The sequence below is a fragment of the Pseudomonas purpurea genome, assembly GCF_039908635.1.
GTDB lineage: Bacteria > Pseudomonadota > Gammaproteobacteria > Pseudomonadales > Pseudomonadaceae > Aquipseudomonas > Aquipseudomonas purpurea.
Genome location: NZ_CP150918.1, coordinates 2,566,622 through 2,582,485 on the forward strand (window position 1 = coordinate 2,566,622; position 15,864 = coordinate 2,582,485).

A 15,864-nucleotide genomic window follows, 5' to 3' on the forward strand; every position below is an offset into this window, starting at 1 on the left:
CCTGACAGAACGTGTTGCATGATGTTACGACTGCTCCGCGGCCGAACTCAGCCTCGTAGGCTCGGCAGCTGCTACGGGCTACGGGCTTATATTGAGCGATTGTCGTTGTTTGGGCAGGGAAATTAAGCAGTGTTGAGGTGGGCCTCATTGCGGGACGCCTAGCACTTGCTCACGATGGCGTCAGTGAAATTGCCATCGCAAGCAAGCTTTGCTCCTACAAGGCAGGTTTCGCTTTGCGTTGGGTGGCCGGTGCGGTTTTGCGCTTGGCAGTCTTGCGTTTGTTCTTCCACGGCGTTGCGCCTTTACCCGCCGGGCTGGCCGGGCCGCTGATGGTCAGGCTCAGGCCGGTGCAGCGGCCGACTTGCTTGCTCATCCAGGCGGCTTGTTTGGCAACAAATTCCTCAAGGCTCATTTCACCACTCTGGACCATGTCCAGTGCCTGTTCCCAGATGGCCGTTGTGCCGGGGTCGGCGATGGCGCGGGGCACGGCGTCGATCAGGCTGAACGCTGGCGGCGTGGCCGCCAGGGCTTTGCCGTTCTTGATCAGGTAGCCACGGTCCAGCAACCCTTGAATGATCCCGGCGCGGGTGGCTTCAGTGCCGATGCCGGTGGTGTCCTTGAGTTTTTGCTTGAGCAGGGGATCTTCGACCAGCTTGGCGACGTTCTTCATCGCCTTGATCAGATCGCCCTCGGTGAACGGTTTGGGTGGCTGGGTCCAGAGGTCTTTCAGGTTCACACCCACAACGGCGCACTCGCAGCCTTCGGTCAGCGCCGGGAGAATTTGCGGCGCAGGGGCTTCGCGGCCCTTGGCCGGGGCCAGCGCTTCGGGCAGCGCACGCTTCCAGCCGGGCTCGACGATCTGCTTGCCCACCGCCCGCAAGGCATAACCTGCGCAGTCGAGGTCGGCCTGGGTCCTGTCGAACTCGTGATTAGGCAGGAATTGCGCCAGATACCGTGCGCGGATCAAGGTGTAGACCGCACGGTGTTTACCGGTCAGGCGTTCGAGGTTTTTCGCGGCGCCCGTGGGGATGATGCCGTGGTGAGCGCTGACCTTGGCGTCGTTCCAGGCCCGCGAACGGCGCTGTGGCTCAAGGTGTTCCAGCAGACCGCTCAAGCCCGGATCTGCACGGCCGAGGGCGGCCAGAATGCCCGGCGCCTCGCTGTGCTGGCTCACCGGCAGGTAGCCACAATCGCTGCGTGGGTAGGTGATGACTTTATGGGTTTCATACAATGCCTGCGCAACGTCCAGGGTTTCCTGGGCACCGAGGCCGAGCTTTTTCGAGCAGACTTCCTGCAACGTGCCCAGGTCGAATGGCAGCGGGGCGGCTTCGCGTACCCGCTCGGTGCGCAATTTGATCAGCCGTGCGCTGTTGGCGCTGTTCATGGCTGCGGCGGCGTCCTGGGCCAGCGCCGGGTTCAGGCAGCGGTCCTGGTCATCGCAGGCATCGGCTGCCGCGCGCCAATGGGCGATGAACGTGTCGCGACCGTGACGCAATTGCACGTCGATGGCCCAGTACGCCACCGGTACGAAGTCGGCGATGCTGCGGTCGCGGTCCACCACCAGGCGCAAGGTCGGGGTTTGTACCCGACCCACCGGCAACACACCCTGATAGCCGGACTGGCGACCCAGCAACGTGAACAAGCGACTCATGTTCATGCCGATCAGCCAGTCGGCCCGCGAACGTCCCAGCGCCGAATGGTAAAGGCTGAACGTTTCGGCACCGGGCTTGAGCGTTGAAAGCGCCTTGCGGATGGAAGCATCGTCGAGTGCAGACAGCCACAGGCGCTTGATCGGCCCGCGATAACGGCAATGTTCCACCAGTTCCCGGGCGATCATTTCCCCCTCGCGGTCGGCGTCGGTGGCGATCACCAGTTCATCCGCTTCACCCAGCAACCGCTTGACCGCTTTGAACTGGCTGGCGGTCTTGGGCTTGACCCGCATTTTCCACTTGTCGGGGACGATTGGCAGATCGGCCAGCACCCAGCGCTTGTAGCGGGCGTCGTAGGCATCCGGCGGCGCGGTTTCCAGCAAGTGGCCGATGCACCAGGTCACCGTGATGTTCGTGCCCAGCCAGCAACCGTCGCCACGGCGGCTGGCGCCGAGCACGGCAGCGATGTCTTTGGCCTGGGACGGTTTTTCACAGAGGAACAGCTGCATAACCACCATCATGGTTCGGGTTGGAAAGGTCGACAGCATGAGCGGTGAAGACGGATCGGGCAATCTTTATCTGTATGGATGTACAGCTAAAGCTGTTGCCATTGATTGCGCTCGCGGTGTGCCCCAGACGCGGGAAGAAACAAGGCGCGGGCCACGCTGACAGAATTGTAATGCGCCAATCATCTCCACGTTATCTCCCGGTTGTAAGGATACCCCCCGGCAGCCACGGGGCCGTTCGTGGCCCCGGGAGAATAAAAAACAGCCGAAATCCAATGGCCGATAACTCTGGAGTGATCGATGAAAAACACCACACACATAACGATGGCCGCGCTGGCGGCAATAGTCGGCTGCGCGCCGGGCCTGGTGTCCGCCGAAGAAACGGTTGAAGGCTTTATCGAAGGCAGTCGCTTGAACGTGCTCAACCGCAACGTCTACTTCAACCGTGACCACCGGGACGGTCAGAAAAGCCCCACGGGCAATGGCTATTCCGAAGCCTGGGCGCATGGGGTGATTGGCAAGTTCGAGTCCGGCTTTACCCAGGGCACCGTGGGCGTCGGGGTCGATGCATTTGCCATGATCGGCCTGAAACTCGATACCGGTGACGGTCGCAACGGCGGGCGCAGTTCATTCGATGTGCTGCCGGTGGACCGCAAGGGGCAGGCGCGGGACGAATACACCAAGGTGGGTGGCGCGGCCAAGGTTCGGGCTTTCGATACGGTGCTCAAGGTCGGTGACGTGTTTCCCGCCAACCCGGTGGTGACGGCCGGGGATTCGCGGTTGCTGCCGGAAAGCTTTCGCGGCGTGACCGCCACCAACACCAGCCTTGAAGGTTTGACCCTGCAGGGCGGGCGCCTGCATGCCATGAGCCAACCGGTATCGAGCAATATGCGCGACAACTTCGCGACCTTTTATGGCGGGCCGGTCAATTCGCCGTGGGTCGGCTACTTTGGCGGCGATTACACGCTGAACAAACAGGTCAGTTTCAGCCTGTATTCCAGTCGGCTAAAGGACGCCTGGAACCAGTACTACGCCGGTACGGCCTTGCGTTATCCGCTGTCGGATGACCTCGAAGTGTTCGGCGGCCTCAACTATTACAAGGCCGTGGACGAAGGCAAGCAACTGCTCGGCCAGTTCGACAACAACATCTGGAGCGCCAAGGTCGGCGTCACGTTTGGTGCCCACACCCTGGCGTTGTCCCATCAGCGAAACAACGACAACGATGACTTTGACTACTTGCGCCAGTCGGACTCGATCTTCCTCGACAACTCGATCCAGTACAGCGATTTCAACTCGCCCAAAGAGCGTTCGTGGATGGTTCGCTATGACCTGGACATGACCACGTTCGGTGTGCCGGGGTTGTCGTTCATGACGCGTTACGGCCGAGGGTCGGGGGCTGACTACGCCAACGCTAACGCCGTTTACATGCGCCGCGATGCCGAGGGCAATCCGCTGACCGACCAGAAGCGCTGGGAGCGCGACATCGAGGTCAAGTACGTGGTGCAGACCGGCTCGCTCAAAGACCTGTCGTTGCGGGTGCGTCAGGCCAATACCCGGGCCACCGCGTTCGAGTCGGACCTGGACGAAGTTCGTTTGATTGTCGAATACCCGTTAGCCATTCTTTAATGGTTTGAACGCTGTTTATTCAGCGTTTAAGCCAAAGATGTCAAGAATGTAATGTCCCGCCCATGCTCCTGTTAGCTTCGCCTTTTTATAATTCACGGGAACCTGAAGACGGGTTGCTGAATAAGCCACCGGGTCGACGCCATGACTGTAAGAGGATGCTAACCATGAAACTGTTCAGGATGTTGTTTGTCGCGATGATTGCCGCCAGTGCCGGCACTGCGTTTGCCGAAGGTGGCGCGGAGCGCTCCCAGGAGTTTTGGAAACAATTCAAACTCAGCCAGGAGCAAGTGCACGGCAGCAAGAATAATACGGTCAATGCTCAAGCCACGGTCAAGGCCGACTCGGGCGATCAAGTAAAGTCCGCCGGGAAGTCGGAGGGTTAGTGAGCGGTTGAACGGTTTGGCCATTCACCTTTAGAAGCGCTTTGCTCCTTTGGAAGAGGTGGATTTTTTGGGCGTCCTTCGGGGCGTCTTTTTTTTGCCGGTCAAAAATACAGGCACAAAAAAGCGCTGGAAGTGGGTACGTCCAGCGCCTGGGTACAGGAGGGTTGACGGCAAGAGAGCTTAGCCGCCGCGTGTACGGCATTCCCCGGCCACGCTGTAACGCAAGGTCGTGAGCTGCCCCCGGGAGTCTTCATACGTCATCTGGGACGGCACCACCTCGCAGGACTTTATCGGTGGCGTGACGCTCACCACTTTAACCACGTCGAGTTTCATCCCGTATTGATAGTCCTTGACGATCGGGGCGCTTTTACCTTCCTTGGCGGCGTATTTCTGCATTGCGGCATTATTGGCTTGCATCATCTTTTCAAAGACCTTATCGCCACCACTTTCGGCCATGACCGACGTGGACGCGATCAATACGCTGGTTAAAGAAATGATCCTGGACAATTTCATCTTGAATGCCTCGTTAAAAACCTGTCGAGAGCATATCAACCGACGCCTTTCATCAAGGTTGCGTCGACATTACAGATAGGTAATGCATGGGGTGTTTTAAATTTCAATGTGCTCGAAACGCTTCCATTTATAGATGGCGGCCGACACCAGCCAACTGAGGATGAACACGCCGATAATAACGTAGCCAATCATTCCGAAGTTGTCGTTCAGGTCGCTCACGGTGTCCCAAAAAGTGCCACTGAGCCCCAACGTATCGGCCAGCAAGCCAAGCCCTTCGACGCTGCCCACCAACAACGCCACCAGCACCGAAACGCAGGTGATGGTGATGTTGTAATACAGCTTGCGGATCGGCTTGATAAATGCCCAGCCGTAAGCCCCCAGCATCAGAATGCTGTCCGTGGTGTCGACCAGGGTCATGCCGGCAGTGAACAGCACGGGAAATACCAGGATCGACCAGATGGGCATGCCCTGTGCTGCGCCGGCAGCGGAGATGCCCAGCAGGCCGACTTCCGTGGCGGTGTCGAAGCCCAGGCCGAACAGAAAACCCAGAAAATACATGTGCCAGCTTTTGTTGATCAGGCCAAACAGCGGACGAAACAGCCGTGCCAGGAACCCTCGGCTGGCCATCAGTAGGTCGAAGTCTTCCTCGACGTAGGGCTTGCCCTGTCGGACAAGGCGAAAGGCACGAATGACCGAGCGCAGAATCACCAGGTTCATCAGGGCGATGGCAAACAGAAAGGAGGTCGAAACGAGCGTGCCGATGATGCCGCTGATCGCTTTGAAACCGGCCAGTTGACCTTGCAGGGCCATGGCGGTGGCCGCGATGCCAATCGATGCGAGCACCACAATGGTGGAATGCCCCAGCGAAAACATCAGCCCGACGGAGATTGGCCGTTTACCGGCCTGCATCAGTTTGCGGGTAACGTTGTCGATGGCCGCGATGTGGTCGGCATCCACGGCATGCCGCAGCCCGAACGAGTAGGCCAGGACGCTGGTGCCCATCAGCAGCGGGTAGTTGTGGAAGGCCAGTAAGGCCCAGGTCCAGGCGGCGACGTTGAACAGAATCAGCAGCGCATAAATGGCGATGATCTTCTGCTTGAGCTGACCACGTTCATCGCCGAACAACGCCTTTACGATCATTGTCTGACCCCTTGGGATCACATGAAGCGGCCAGGCAATGAGGGGCGCTCTGGCGGCACGGCGTTGCCGATACATTGAAGCGTAATACGCGCTGGGCAATCCGCCCTGCACTAGCCTGACTTTCAGACGAAGCATCGTGACGGCGGGGGAGATGCGGGCCAGGTGCTGGCCTGGCCCGCGAGTGCTGCACTAGCTTGCCGGTTGCTCTTCAAGTTCCTCGTCGTCTTCACGCCGGTGCGCCCAGTGATACAGCGCAGGCAATATCAGCAGCGTGAGCGCGGTCGAAGAGAGAATGCCGCCGATCACCACGGTCGCCAAGGGGCGTTGCACTTCGGCACCGGTTCCGGTGGCCAGCGCCATGGGAATGAACCCAAGGGATGCCACCAGTGCCGTCATCAACACCGGGCGCAAGCGAGTCAGGGCCCCTTCGTTGATTGCGGCGCTGAGGGAACGGCCTTCCTCACGCAGGTTACGAATGAAGGCAATCATCACCAACCCGTTGAGCACTGCCACGCCCGACAGCGCAATAAACCCCACGCCCGCCGAGATCGACAGCGGGATGTCCCGCAGCCACAGCGCCATGATTCCACCCGTCAGCGCAAACGGGATGCCGGTGAACACCAGCAAGCCGTCCTTGAGGTTGTTGAACATCATGAACAACAAGGCAAACACCAGCAGCAAGGCCACCGGCACCACGATCTGCAAGCGTTTGGCGGCCGATTGCAGTTGCTCGAACTGGCCGCCCCAGGTCGTCCAGTAGCCGGCCGGAACCTGCACCTGCTGATCGATCCGCTCGCTGGCCTCCTTCACAAACGAACCAATGTCGCGGCCGCGCACGTTGGCGCTGACAATCACCAGGCGCTTGCCGTTCTCGCGGCTGACCTGATTCGGCCCCAGCACCAGGTCCAGGCTGGCGACGTCCGAGAGGGCGATGAAACCGATCTGGTTGGCACTGCCGTTGAGCAAGGCCGGCACCGGAATCAGCAGCTTCGACAGCCCGTCGACATCCTGGCGCATGGCATCGGGCAGCCGCACCACCATGTCGAAGCGCCGGTCACCTTCATACAGCGTCCCGGCCTGACGACCGCCGACGGCCACGGCGATGGTGTCCTGCACGTCGCCGATGTTTAGCCCATAACGGGCGGCCTTGTCGCGGTCGATGTTGATGGTCAGCACCGGCAGGCCGGTGGTTTGTTCGACCTTGACCTCCGAGGCGCCGCTGACCTGTTGCAGCGTGGCGGCAATGGTCGCGGCGGTGCTGTTGAGCACGGCCATGTCGTCGCCGAACACCTTGACCGCTACATCGCTGCGCACCCCGGAAATCAGTTCGTTGAAGCGCAGCTGGATCGGTTGTGACAGTTCATAGTTGCTGCCCGGCATCATCGCCGTGGCGCGCTGGATATCAGCGATCAACGCTTCTCGGGACTTGTCCGGATCGGGCCATTGCGCCTTGGGCTTGAGCATCACGTAGCTGTCGGAAATGTTCGGCGGCATCGGGTCCGAGGCGATTTCTGCGGTGCCGGTGCGGGCGAACATTCGCTCGACCTCTGGCACGTGCTCCAGCACGCGTTTTTCCAGGCGTTGCTGCATGTCCACCGACTGGCTCAGGCTGGTGCCGGGCACGCGCAAGGCTTGCAGGGCAAAGTCGCCTTCGCTGAGGCTGGGCACGAATTCGCTGCCCATGCGGCTGGCGACCCCTGCGCACACGGCGATCAGCGCAAGCGCCAGGGCAAAGGCCAGCGTGCGTCGGCCCATGACCCACACCAGTGCGGGCGCATACACGCGCCGCGCGCCGCGCATTACCAGGTTTTCTTCTTCCTTGACCTTGCCGGTGACGAACAGCGCAATCGCCGCCGGGACGAAGGTCACCGAGAGCAGCATGGCGCCGAGCAACGCAATGACCACAGTGAAGGCCATGGGGTGGAACATTTTGCCCTCGACCCCGGTGAGGGCAAAGATCGGCAGGTACACGACCATGATGATCAACTGACCGAAAATCAGCGGCCGTCGCGCTTCCTTGGCCGCCGCGAACACTTCGTGCAGGCGTTCTGAGCGGGTGAGGATCCGACCGTGATGCTGTTGGGCATGGGCCAGGCGCCGGATGGCGTTTTCGACGATCACCACGGCGCCGTCGACGATGATGCCGAAGTCCAGGGCGCCCAGGCTCATCAGGTTGGCACTGACTTTGTGGGTGTACATGCCGGTGAAGGTAAACAGCATGGCCAGCGGAATCACCATGGCGGTGATCAGCGCCGCACGGATGTTGCCCAGAAACAGGAACAGAATCACGATCACCAGGATCGCGCCTTCAATCAGGTTTTTCTTCACCGTGGCAATGGCTTTGTCCACCAGCGTGGTGCGGTCATACACGGTCACGGCGACCACGCCTGCCGGCAGCGAGCGGTTGATCTGTTCCAGCTTGCCAGCCACGGCCTGGGACACGGTGCGGCTGTTCTCGCCGATCAGCATGAACACCGTGCCGAGCACCACTTCTCGGCCGTTTTCGGTGGCTGCGCCGGTGCGCAGTTCACGGCCGATGTCGACGGTCGCGACGTTCTTGATCCGGATCGGCGTGCCGTCGACTGTGGTCATGACGATGTTGGCGATGTCCTCGGGGGTCGCCACTTGGCCCGGTGCGCGAATCAACAGTTGCTCGCCGCTGCGCTCGATATAACCCGCGCCGACGTTGGCGTTGTTGCGTTCCAGTGCGGTCACCAGATCGGCCAGGGTCAGTTTGTAGGCCGCCAGCCGTTTGGGATCGGGCGCAATCTGGTACTCCTTGGCGTAGCCACCGATGGTGTTGATTTCAGCGACGCCGGGCACGTTGCGCAGTTGAGGTTTGATGATCCAGTCCTGAATCACCCGCAGGTCGGTGGGCGTATAGGCGCTGCCGTCCTCCTTGACCGCGCCTTCGCGAGCCTCGACCGTCCACAGGAAAATCTCCCCGAGGCCGGTGGAAATCGGCCCCATCACGGCTTCGACGCCTTCGGGCAATTGTTCCTTGGCCACTTGCAGGCGTTCGTTCACCAGTTGGCGGGCGAAGAACAGGTCGGTGCCTTCCTTGAAAATCACCGTGACCTGCGACAAACCCGAGCGCGACAGCGAGCGGGTCTGTTCCAGCGCCGGTAAGCCGGCCATCGCGGTTTCAATCGGGAAGGTGATGCGTTGTTCGGTTTCCAGCGGTGAAAACCCGGCAGCCGCTGTGTTGATTTGCACCTGTACGTTGGTGATGTCCGGCACCGCGTCGATCGGCAGCTTCTGGTAGCTGGCGATGCCGAGACCGGCCATGAGTAAAACCGCGAGCAGCACGATGATGCGCTGCTCGATAGCGAATTGGATCAGGCGTTCGAACATAAGGAGCTTCCAGGACGAATGACGGATCAGTGAGCGTGCTCGGCCGAGGCCTTGCCCAGTTCTGACTTGAGAATGAAGCTGCCAGCCGCAGCGACCTGCGCCCCGGCAGCAAGGCCCTGGGTGATTTCGACCTGACCGGCTGCGCGGCTGCCGAGCACCACGGGCTGCGCCTTGAAGCCGTCAGCGGTGCGCACGAACACCGAGGGTTTGTCCTCGACGGTCTGGATCGCGGTTTCCGGTACGGCGACCCGCGCCTGGCGGGTTTCGGTGGCCACCCGCACGGTCACGAACAACCCCGGGCGCCAGGCGCCTTGCGGGTTGGCCAGGGTGACGCGGACCGTGGCGGTGCGGGTTTGCTCGCCAAGCAGGCTGCCGACGTAGGTCACGGTACCCGCGACTTCGGCGTTCAGTTCGGTGGCACTGACGTTCACCGATTTGCCCACCAGCACCTGGTTCAGGTCCTTGGGTGACACGCCAAACGTCACCCACACCTGCGACAGGTCGGAGAGGGTGAAGACGCTGGTGCTGTCGTTGACCACCTCGCCGAGGGCCAGGTGTTTTTCCACTACCACGCCATCGAACGGGGCGCGTAGCTCATAACGATTGCCGCCACTGGCCACGGTACTGCCGCTGAGCACGCTGATTTTCTGCCGGGCGTTGCTCAGGGCAATCTCGGCTTCTTGCAAGGCTTGGCGTGCCTGGAGGAAATCCTGCTCGGCAGAAATCTTGTCCTGCCATAGCGAACGCTCGCGCTCGAACGTGGTGCGGGCCAGTTCGACCCGGCGTTGCGCCGCAGCCTGCTCGCTGCGCTGATCAGAGATTTGCTGGCTGGCGATGACGGCCAGCAACTGGCCTTTTTTCACCGATTGACCAAGGTTCACCAGCACCTGTTCGACCACGCCAGCGGCACGTGGCACGACGTGGGCGGTACGGTCTTCGTCGAAACGGATTTCACCGGGGAAGGGCAGCGACAGGCCGATGTCCTGCGCCCCGGCATCGGCTAGCTGAATGCCGGCCGCTTGAATCTGTTCAGCGTTCAGCGTCAGGTGGTCTTCTTCCTCGGCTTCGCCTTCGGCATGTGCGTCAGTTGCGGGCGTTGCGTCTTCGTCGCCGTGCTCGGCATGCGGCTGCTCCTGGGCGCTGGGTGTTTGCGCCTGTTTCGTCAGCAATGACCCCAGGCCGACGCCTGCAATCAGGGTCAGCGCGATGGCGAGGATGGTTTTTGTGTCCATGGATACTCCCGACACTCCATTGCCTGCGGCGAATGGGTGTGAAAAATCGTGGTTTGAAAAGGCTTCAAGGCGTGTGGGTGAACGCGTTCATGTCGCCGAAGATGCGTTCGATGCGCACCCAGGCGCTGGTGGCGTCCGCGATGGCCTGGATGTACTGGCTGCGGGCGTCGATCAGGGTGCGCTGTGCGTCGAGCACATCGAGGAAGGCGAACTTGCCTTTCTCGAACCCTCGGGTGGCGGTGTCGACGGCGCTTTGCGCGGCGGGCAGGATCGTGAGCGTGTACGCGTTCATCTCAGTGCTCGCCGTGGTCCATTGGTCGAGGGTGGTCTGGACTTGCGCGCGCAAGCGCAGTTCGGTGGCGTTGCGCAGGTCCCGCGCCTGATCGGCTCGACGAGCGGCCGCCAGCACGTTGCCCTGATTGCGGTTGAACAGCGGAATCGGCATCGACAGCCCGACCACGTTGACGCGCTCGCGGTCGGTCTCGCTGTACTGGCTGCCGACGCTCACGGTCAGGTCGGGAATCCGCTGCGCTTTCTCCAGGCCCAACGATGCTTCTTTCTGGCTGATCTGTAATTGCGCCAGCCGCAGCTCGGCGGTCTCGGCCAACCGCCCCAGCAATTGCGGCGAGGAGGGGGCTGGCGGCACCGCGCCGGCCGGTTCCTGGACACGTTCGAAACTCGCTTTCGGTGAACCGGTAACGTGGGCCAGTTGCTGGTAGGCCGTGGCCTGGTCGCGTTCGGCGCGGCTCAACTGCAAGCGTACTTGTGACAACTGCACCTGCGCGCGCGTGGCTTCAACCGGTGATGACTGGCCTGCATTGACCCGGCCTTGCGCAACATTCAGCCCGCGCTCGGCGAGCGTCAGGGACTGGCGCGTCAGCAGCAAGCGCTGTTGCGCCGTGGCGGAGCCGTAGAAGGCTTCGATCACATCGGCCCGCAAGCTGTTGCGTTGGCGCTCCAGTTCGACATCCGCCGCCGCTTGGGCGCGGCTGGCCACGTCAATGCGTGCGCCGCGCTTGCCGCCCAGTTCCAGCGGCTGGTTGAGCATTACGGTGGTTGTGCGCGAATTGCGCCGCGTGTCCTCGGCCTGCCACGATACTTCGGGGTTGGGAATCAGCCCAGCCTGTTGACGGTCGCCTTGGGCAATGCCGATTTCCCATTGCGCGGCCGCCAGATCCGGGTTGTTGGCAAACGCGGTGGCCAGTGCCTGATTCAAGGTGAGTGCGGGTTCTTGCGCGGCGGCGTTCAGTGTCAACAGCATGGACAACAGGCCCACACAATAGAGGGAAGTTCTGATGCCTGGCGGTCTGTATAACGTTATAGGCCCATACACTTTTGAGGGTTCCTTCATACGGTAATGTCTATGCCGCGAATGTAGTGGGCCGTGCTTATCAGAAAGGTGACTGGATAATTACAAATACGTTATCCGCCGCTGCGTCATAACGTTTTGCATTAGCATGGAAAGTGTCGGGGGGTGAGAGGGCAATATCAAGAAACAAATAGCCGGCTGTTATCCGCCGAACTGCACTTGTTAGATTTATTTATCCATGCAAGAGCAAGAGAATTAACCGGTATATTGCGTCAATGCCTGCGGCATTTCGTCGCAAATCCTGATTTAAGCCCTCAAGCACGGCTGTCTCGATTGACCTTGTAGTCACTTCAGGCTTTAGGGTTGCAGCCCTTGAAGGCAGCAAATGACTTTGCTCAAGGTGTAGCCAATACCACTGTTTATTTGCCTGGAAAGCCAAACAAGAAATCACTCTAATTTTCCGGGTTAATTCATTATTTATTTATCTGTATTTATTTAAGGGTGAAAACGTATGCGAATCCTTGTGATTGAGGACGAGCTGAAAACTGCCGAGTACTTGCACCAGGGTTTAACGGAAAGTGGTTATGTCGTGGATGTTGCATCGACCGGTGCCGACGGTCTTCATCTGGCCCGCCAACAGGCCTACGACCTGGTTATTCTGGATGTCAATCTTCCCGAGCTGGATGGCTGGGAAGTGCTCGAACATATTCGCAAGAGTGGTAACACGCGGGTGATGATGCTGACGGCCAGAGGGCGCCTGGCCGACAAGGTCAAGGGGCTCGACCTGGGCGCCGATGATTACCTGGTCAAGCCGTTCGAGTTTCCCGAACTGCTGGCGCGGGTCCGTACCCTGATGCGGCGCAGCGAACACATTCCCTTGCCGCATGTGTTGAAAGTGGCCGACCTGGAGCTTGATCAGGGCCGCCACCGCGCGTTTCGCGGTGAACAACGCATCGACCTGACCACCAAGGAGTTCGCGCTGTTGCACCTGCTGATGCGTCAGTCTGGCGAGGTACTCTCGCGCACCCAGATCATTTCGCTGGTGTGGGACATGAATTTTGATTGCGACACCAATGTGGTAGAGGTCTCGATTCGGCGGTTGCGGGCGAAAATCGACGACCCGTTCGAGACCAAACTCATCCATACCCTGCGCGGCGTGGGCTATGTGCTGGAGGCTCGGGAATGAAGCCGGCGAGTTTGTCGATGCGCCTGGGTTTGACGGTCAGCATCATGGGCGCGGTGCTGGTGGTGTTACTGGCGATCCTGGCGTTTCTGGCGCTCACCCATGAACTGGATGGCCTGGCCAAAAGCAGCCTGGAAAAGAAAATGGCGCAGATCCAGCACAGCCTGTCGATGGACATGAGTGCCCGAGATATTTCCCGCAAACCCCATTCGCTGCTGGATCAGGTGATGGGGCACGACAACCTGAACCTGACCATCCTCGACAAACAGAACCCGGCGCAGCCGTTGCTCAGTTATGGGACCACGCTGCCAAACCCGGCCTTGGCGCAGACCGAAGCGGCCACCGCGACTGTCGACAAGCTCTCGTACTTCAGCCGCTCGGACGGGCAGGGCAATCATTTCCTCACCGCATCCCGGCTCATGCCATTGAAGGACGGCGAGACGGTACCGGTGTTGCTGTCGATTGATCGTTCCAATGACGAAGCGCTGCTCAGCGCCTACCTCAGTTCAACCATCGTCGCGTTGCCGCTGCTGTTGATTGTCATCGGCATCAGCGCGTGGGCGATTGTCCAGCGGGGGCTGGCGCCACTGCGCGAGTTTCGCAAGGTGGCCGCCATGGTTTCGACCCAGGACCTTGGCCATCGGCTGTCGGTGGTCAACATGCCCCAGGAACTCAGCGAATTGGCCCATGGCATCAACTTCATGCTGCACCGTCTCGACAGCGGCGTGCAGCAGTTGTCGCAATTCTCCGATGACCTGGCCCATGAGTTGCGTTCGCCCATCACCAACCTGATGGGCAAGGCGCAGGTCACACTGTCGCGCGAGCGTCCGCCCGAGGCATACAAATCGGTGCTGGCGTCATGCACCGAAGAGCTGGAGCGGGTGAACCGGATCGTTTCCGACATGCTGTTCCTGGCGCAGGTCAGCCATCCGGCGGCGTTCGTGCCGTTTGAAACCATTGTTCTGGAGGACGAGGCGCGGAGGGTCGTGGAGCTGTTCTCGCTGTCTGCCGAAGACAAACGCATCACGCTGAAGGTCTCGGGCAGCGCCAGTACGCTGGGTGACCGGTTGATGATTCAGCGGGCTATCTCCAATTTGCTGTCCAATGCGATACGCCACTGTCCGCCCGGTAACGTCATTTCCATCGTGATCGAGGCCCACGCCGAACAGGTCTCGGTGCTGGTCGGCAACCCTGGCGCGGGCATCGGGGCGCAACACTTGCCGTACCTGTTCGACCGCTTCTACCGGGTCGACAACAGCCGTTCGCGTGCGCAGGGCGGCACCGGGTTGGGCCTGGCGATTGTGCGCTCGATCATGAGCCTGCATCAGGGTTCGGCCGACGCCCAGAGTCTGCCCGGCAGCGCCACGGTGTTTCGCCTGGTGTTTCCGGGCGGCGATGCACCGGGGCACCCAGAGCACGGTGTAGTGCGTAGCTGATTCGGTATGGCTTAGACTCGGCGTCTCAATGGAAAGAGCAACAACGCCATGGCTCGCGGCACACTCACCGTTCTCGATGCTCCCTCCAATCTGGGGCTCAGCCCGCCGGATTCCGGCAGCGTTCCGGGGTGCTATAAACTGCCGTGGGCCTTGCGTGATCGTGGCCTGCTCGGGTTTTTGAACGCTGACGATGCCGGGTGCGTGGTGCCGCCGCGTTACAACGCCCAATGGACGGTTGGGGAGGGCGACCGCAACGCCGTCGCGATGGCGGATTACTCGATTCGCCTGGCCGACCGTCTCCAGCCGCTGATCGAGCAAGGTCGCCGGGTGTTGGTGCTGGGAGGTGATTGCAGCATTCTTCTGGGCAACCTGCTGGCCTTGAAGCGCCGGGGGCGTTATGGCCTGGTGTTTCTGGATGCCCACAGCGATTTCCGTCATCCCGGCAACGCCGACGAAATCAGGGCCGCGGCGGGCGAAGACCTGGCGATTGTCACCGGGCGTGGCGATGCCCGTCTGGTCAACCTCGAAGGGCGCGGGCCTTACGTGCAAGAGGCGGATGTGCATGTTGTCGGGGTTCGGGCAAACGATGAATACCTGGCTGACCTGACCAGCACCGCGATCACGCTGACCACCAGCCAGACAATGGCGGCGCAGGGCATCGAACCGTTGATTGACCAGGTGCTGACCACGGTCGCCCGGCACACCGAAGGTTTCTGGATTCATCTGGATCTGGATGTTGTCGATGGCGCCGAGATGTTTGCGGCGGACTGTCCGGAGCCGGACGGCCCATCATTTGCGAGACTGACGCAGTTGCTCGCGGGGTTGTTCAGGTCGCCACACTGCATCGGGATTGACGTGACGATCTACGACCCTGACCTCGACCCTGCGGGCGTCTGTGCCGAGCGAATCGTGCAGTGCCTGACGCTGGCATTGTCGTCTGACTGAACGAAAACAGGGCCCGTTGCTTGAGGCAAACGGGCCCTGTCGTTTAACGCCGGGACATCACGGCGTCAGGTGGCGACTCAGCAAAACCGGTCGATGACCCGGACTTCGTTGGGGGTCTGCAACGCCTGCCATTCATTGCGCAGGGTTTGCAGGACGCGCCCGATGAAGTCCTTGTCGGCGGCGGCTTTCTTGCCGACATAACCCTGGCCGCGACGGTACATCTTCAGTCGGGCGCACAGGTCGCGGGTGTTCTGTTCGAACTCGGCCTCGTGGGCGTGGGGCGACAGGCAGTCGATATGCACCTGGCCCGACGTCGACACCCAGAGGATATGGCTGTCGTGGCTGTCTTTTTGCGCTGCGAACATGCGAGCCAGTTCATCAATAGTTGGTTGATTGTTCAGATTCATGTGTAAGCCCCTTGACCAAATGGTGATCTGTTCTGGTTGGTTCGCTGAAACGTGTAGCCCTTGCGGTAAATAAACCCTGTTACCGCAGCCAGGACGACAGGGCTGGCCTGTCGACTACACAACAGGCACCGGGCCTGAGATGTAGTCCTGCTGAGAAGCTGCTACGCAATGACGTCACAAG

Annotated in this window: 12 protein-coding genes; 5 read left to right on the top strand and 7 right to left on the bottom strand. The window is 60.7% G+C overall.

Annotated elements, in window-relative coordinates; genetic code table 11:
• Window positions 1–214 precede the first annotated feature (214 nt).
• Window positions 215–2,158: a DNA topoisomerase III gene (locus tag AABM54_RS11525; RefSeq protein WP_347905663.1), complete on the bottom strand. Its 1,944-nt coding sequence runs from the start codon at window positions 2,156–2,158 to the stop codon at window positions 215–217.
• 297 nt (window positions 2,159–2,455) lie between these two features.
• Here AABM54_RS11525 and AABM54_RS11530 point away from each other — a divergent pair, with 297 nt between their 5' ends.
• Both AABM54_RS11530 and AABM54_RS11535 read left to right on the top strand, forming a co-directional pair.
• On the top strand, window positions 2,456–3,781 hold the full coding sequence (locus AABM54_RS11530) for an OprD family porin (protein WP_347905665.1): 1,326 nt from the start codon (window positions 2,456–2,458) through the stop codon (window positions 3,779–3,781).
• A 164-nt stretch (window positions 3,782–3,945) separates the two neighbouring features.
• Entirely contained in the window at window positions 3,946–4,164 is a 219-nt protein-coding gene (locus AABM54_RS11535) for a hypothetical protein (RefSeq protein WP_347905667.1), read from the top strand.
• A gap of 180 nt (window positions 4,165–4,344) precedes the next feature.
• Here the strand turns inward: AABM54_RS11535 and AABM54_RS11540 are convergent, their stop codons facing one another.
• From AABM54_RS11540 to AABM54_RS11560, 5 genes are all read right to left on the bottom strand, one after another.
• On the bottom strand, window positions 4,345–4,677 hold the full coding sequence (locus tag AABM54_RS11540) for a DUF2790 domain-containing protein (protein ID WP_347905669.1): 333 nt from the start codon (window positions 4,675–4,677) through the stop codon (window positions 4,345–4,347).
• Between the two features lie 96 nt (window positions 4,678–4,773).
• Window positions 4,774–5,817, bottom strand: coding sequence for a HoxN/HupN/NixA family nickel/cobalt transporter (locus AABM54_RS11545; protein WP_347905671.1), 1,044 nt, complete (start codon window positions 5,815–5,817; stop codon window positions 4,774–4,776).
• 189 nt (window positions 5,818–6,006) lie between these two features.
• Entirely contained in the window at window positions 6,007–9,171 is a 3,165-nt protein-coding gene (locus AABM54_RS11550; RefSeq protein ID WP_347905673.1) for a CusA/CzcA family heavy metal efflux RND transporter, read from the bottom strand.
• 26 nt (window positions 9,172–9,197) lie between these two features.
• Window positions 9,198–10,403, bottom strand: coding sequence for an efflux RND transporter periplasmic adaptor subunit (locus AABM54_RS11555; RefSeq protein WP_347905675.1), 1,206 nt, complete (start codon window positions 10,401–10,403; stop codon window positions 9,198–9,200).
• 64 nt (window positions 10,404–10,467) lie between these two features.
• Window positions 10,468–11,664: a TolC family protein gene (locus AABM54_RS11560; RefSeq protein ID WP_347905677.1), complete on the bottom strand. Its 1,197-nt coding sequence runs from the start codon at window positions 11,662–11,664 to the stop codon at window positions 10,468–10,470.
• Between the two features lie 559 nt (window positions 11,665–12,223).
• Here AABM54_RS11560 and AABM54_RS11565 point away from each other — a divergent pair.
• The 3 genes from AABM54_RS11565 to AABM54_RS11575 are packed head-to-tail and all read left to right on the top strand — an operon-like array spanning window position 12,224 to window position 15,276.
• Window positions 12,224–12,898, top strand: a complete 675-nt coding sequence (locus tag AABM54_RS11565; RefSeq protein WP_347905679.1) for a heavy metal response regulator transcription factor — start codon at window positions 12,224–12,226, stop codon at window positions 12,896–12,898.
• Entirely contained in the window at window positions 12,895–14,331 is a 1,437-nt protein-coding gene (locus AABM54_RS11570; protein ID WP_347905681.1) for a heavy metal sensor histidine kinase, read from the top strand. The genes AABM54_RS11565 and AABM54_RS11570 overlap by 4 nt, the downstream gene beginning before the upstream one ends.
• A 48-nt stretch (window positions 14,332–14,379) precedes the next feature.
• Window positions 14,380–15,276 carry an arginase family protein gene (locus AABM54_RS11575; RefSeq protein WP_347905683.1) on the top strand — a complete coding sequence of 299 codons (897 nt, stop codon included), beginning with the start codon at window positions 14,380–14,382 and terminating at the stop codon, window positions 15,274–15,276.
• A gap of 77 nt (window positions 15,277–15,353) precedes the next feature.
• Here the strand turns inward: AABM54_RS11575 and AABM54_RS11580 are convergent, their stop codons facing one another.
• On the bottom strand, window positions 15,354–15,683 hold the full coding sequence (locus AABM54_RS11580) for a hypothetical protein (protein WP_347905685.1): 330 nt from the start codon (window positions 15,681–15,683) through the stop codon (window positions 15,354–15,356).
• Window positions 15,684–15,864 lie beyond the last annotated feature (181 nt).

Coding starts and splice junctions, on each gene's coding strand:
- AABM54_RS11525 (WP_347905663.1), bottom strand. CDS start 2,158: ATGCAGCTGTTCCTCTGTGAAAAACCGTCCCAGGCCAAAGACATCGCT.
- AABM54_RS11530 (WP_347905665.1), top strand. CDS start 2,456: ATGAAAAACACCACACACATAACGATGGCCGCGCTGGCGGCAATAGTC.
- AABM54_RS11535 (WP_347905667.1), top strand. CDS start 3,946: ATGAAACTGTTCAGGATGTTGTTTGTCGCGATGATTGCCGCCAGTGCC.
- AABM54_RS11540 (WP_347905669.1), bottom strand. CDS start 4,677: ATGAAATTGTCCAGGATCATTTCTTTAACCAGCGTATTGATCGCGTCC.
- AABM54_RS11545 (WP_347905671.1), bottom strand. CDS start 5,817: ATGATCGTAAAGGCGTTGTTCGGCGATGAACGTGGTCAGCTCAAGCAG.
- AABM54_RS11550 (WP_347905673.1), bottom strand. CDS start 9,171: ATGTTCGAACGCCTGATCCAATTCGCTATCGAGCAGCGCATCATCGTG.
- AABM54_RS11555 (WP_347905675.1), bottom strand. CDS start 10,403: ATGGACACAAAAACCATCCTCGCCATCGCGCTGACCCTGATTGCAGGC.
- AABM54_RS11560 (WP_347905677.1), bottom strand. CDS start 11,664: ATGCTGTTGACACTGAACGCCGCCGCGCAAGAACCCGCACTCACCTTG.
- AABM54_RS11565 (WP_347905679.1), top strand. CDS start 12,224: ATGCGAATCCTTGTGATTGAGGACGAGCTGAAAACTGCCGAGTACTTG.
- AABM54_RS11570 (WP_347905681.1), top strand. CDS start 12,895: ATGAAGCCGGCGAGTTTGTCGATGCGCCTGGGTTTGACGGTCAGCATC.
- AABM54_RS11575 (WP_347905683.1), top strand. CDS start 14,380: ATGGCTCGCGGCACACTCACCGTTCTCGATGCTCCCTCCAATCTGGGG.
- AABM54_RS11580 (WP_347905685.1), bottom strand. CDS start 15,683: ATGAATCTGAACAATCAACCAACTATTGATGAACTGGCTCGCATGTTC.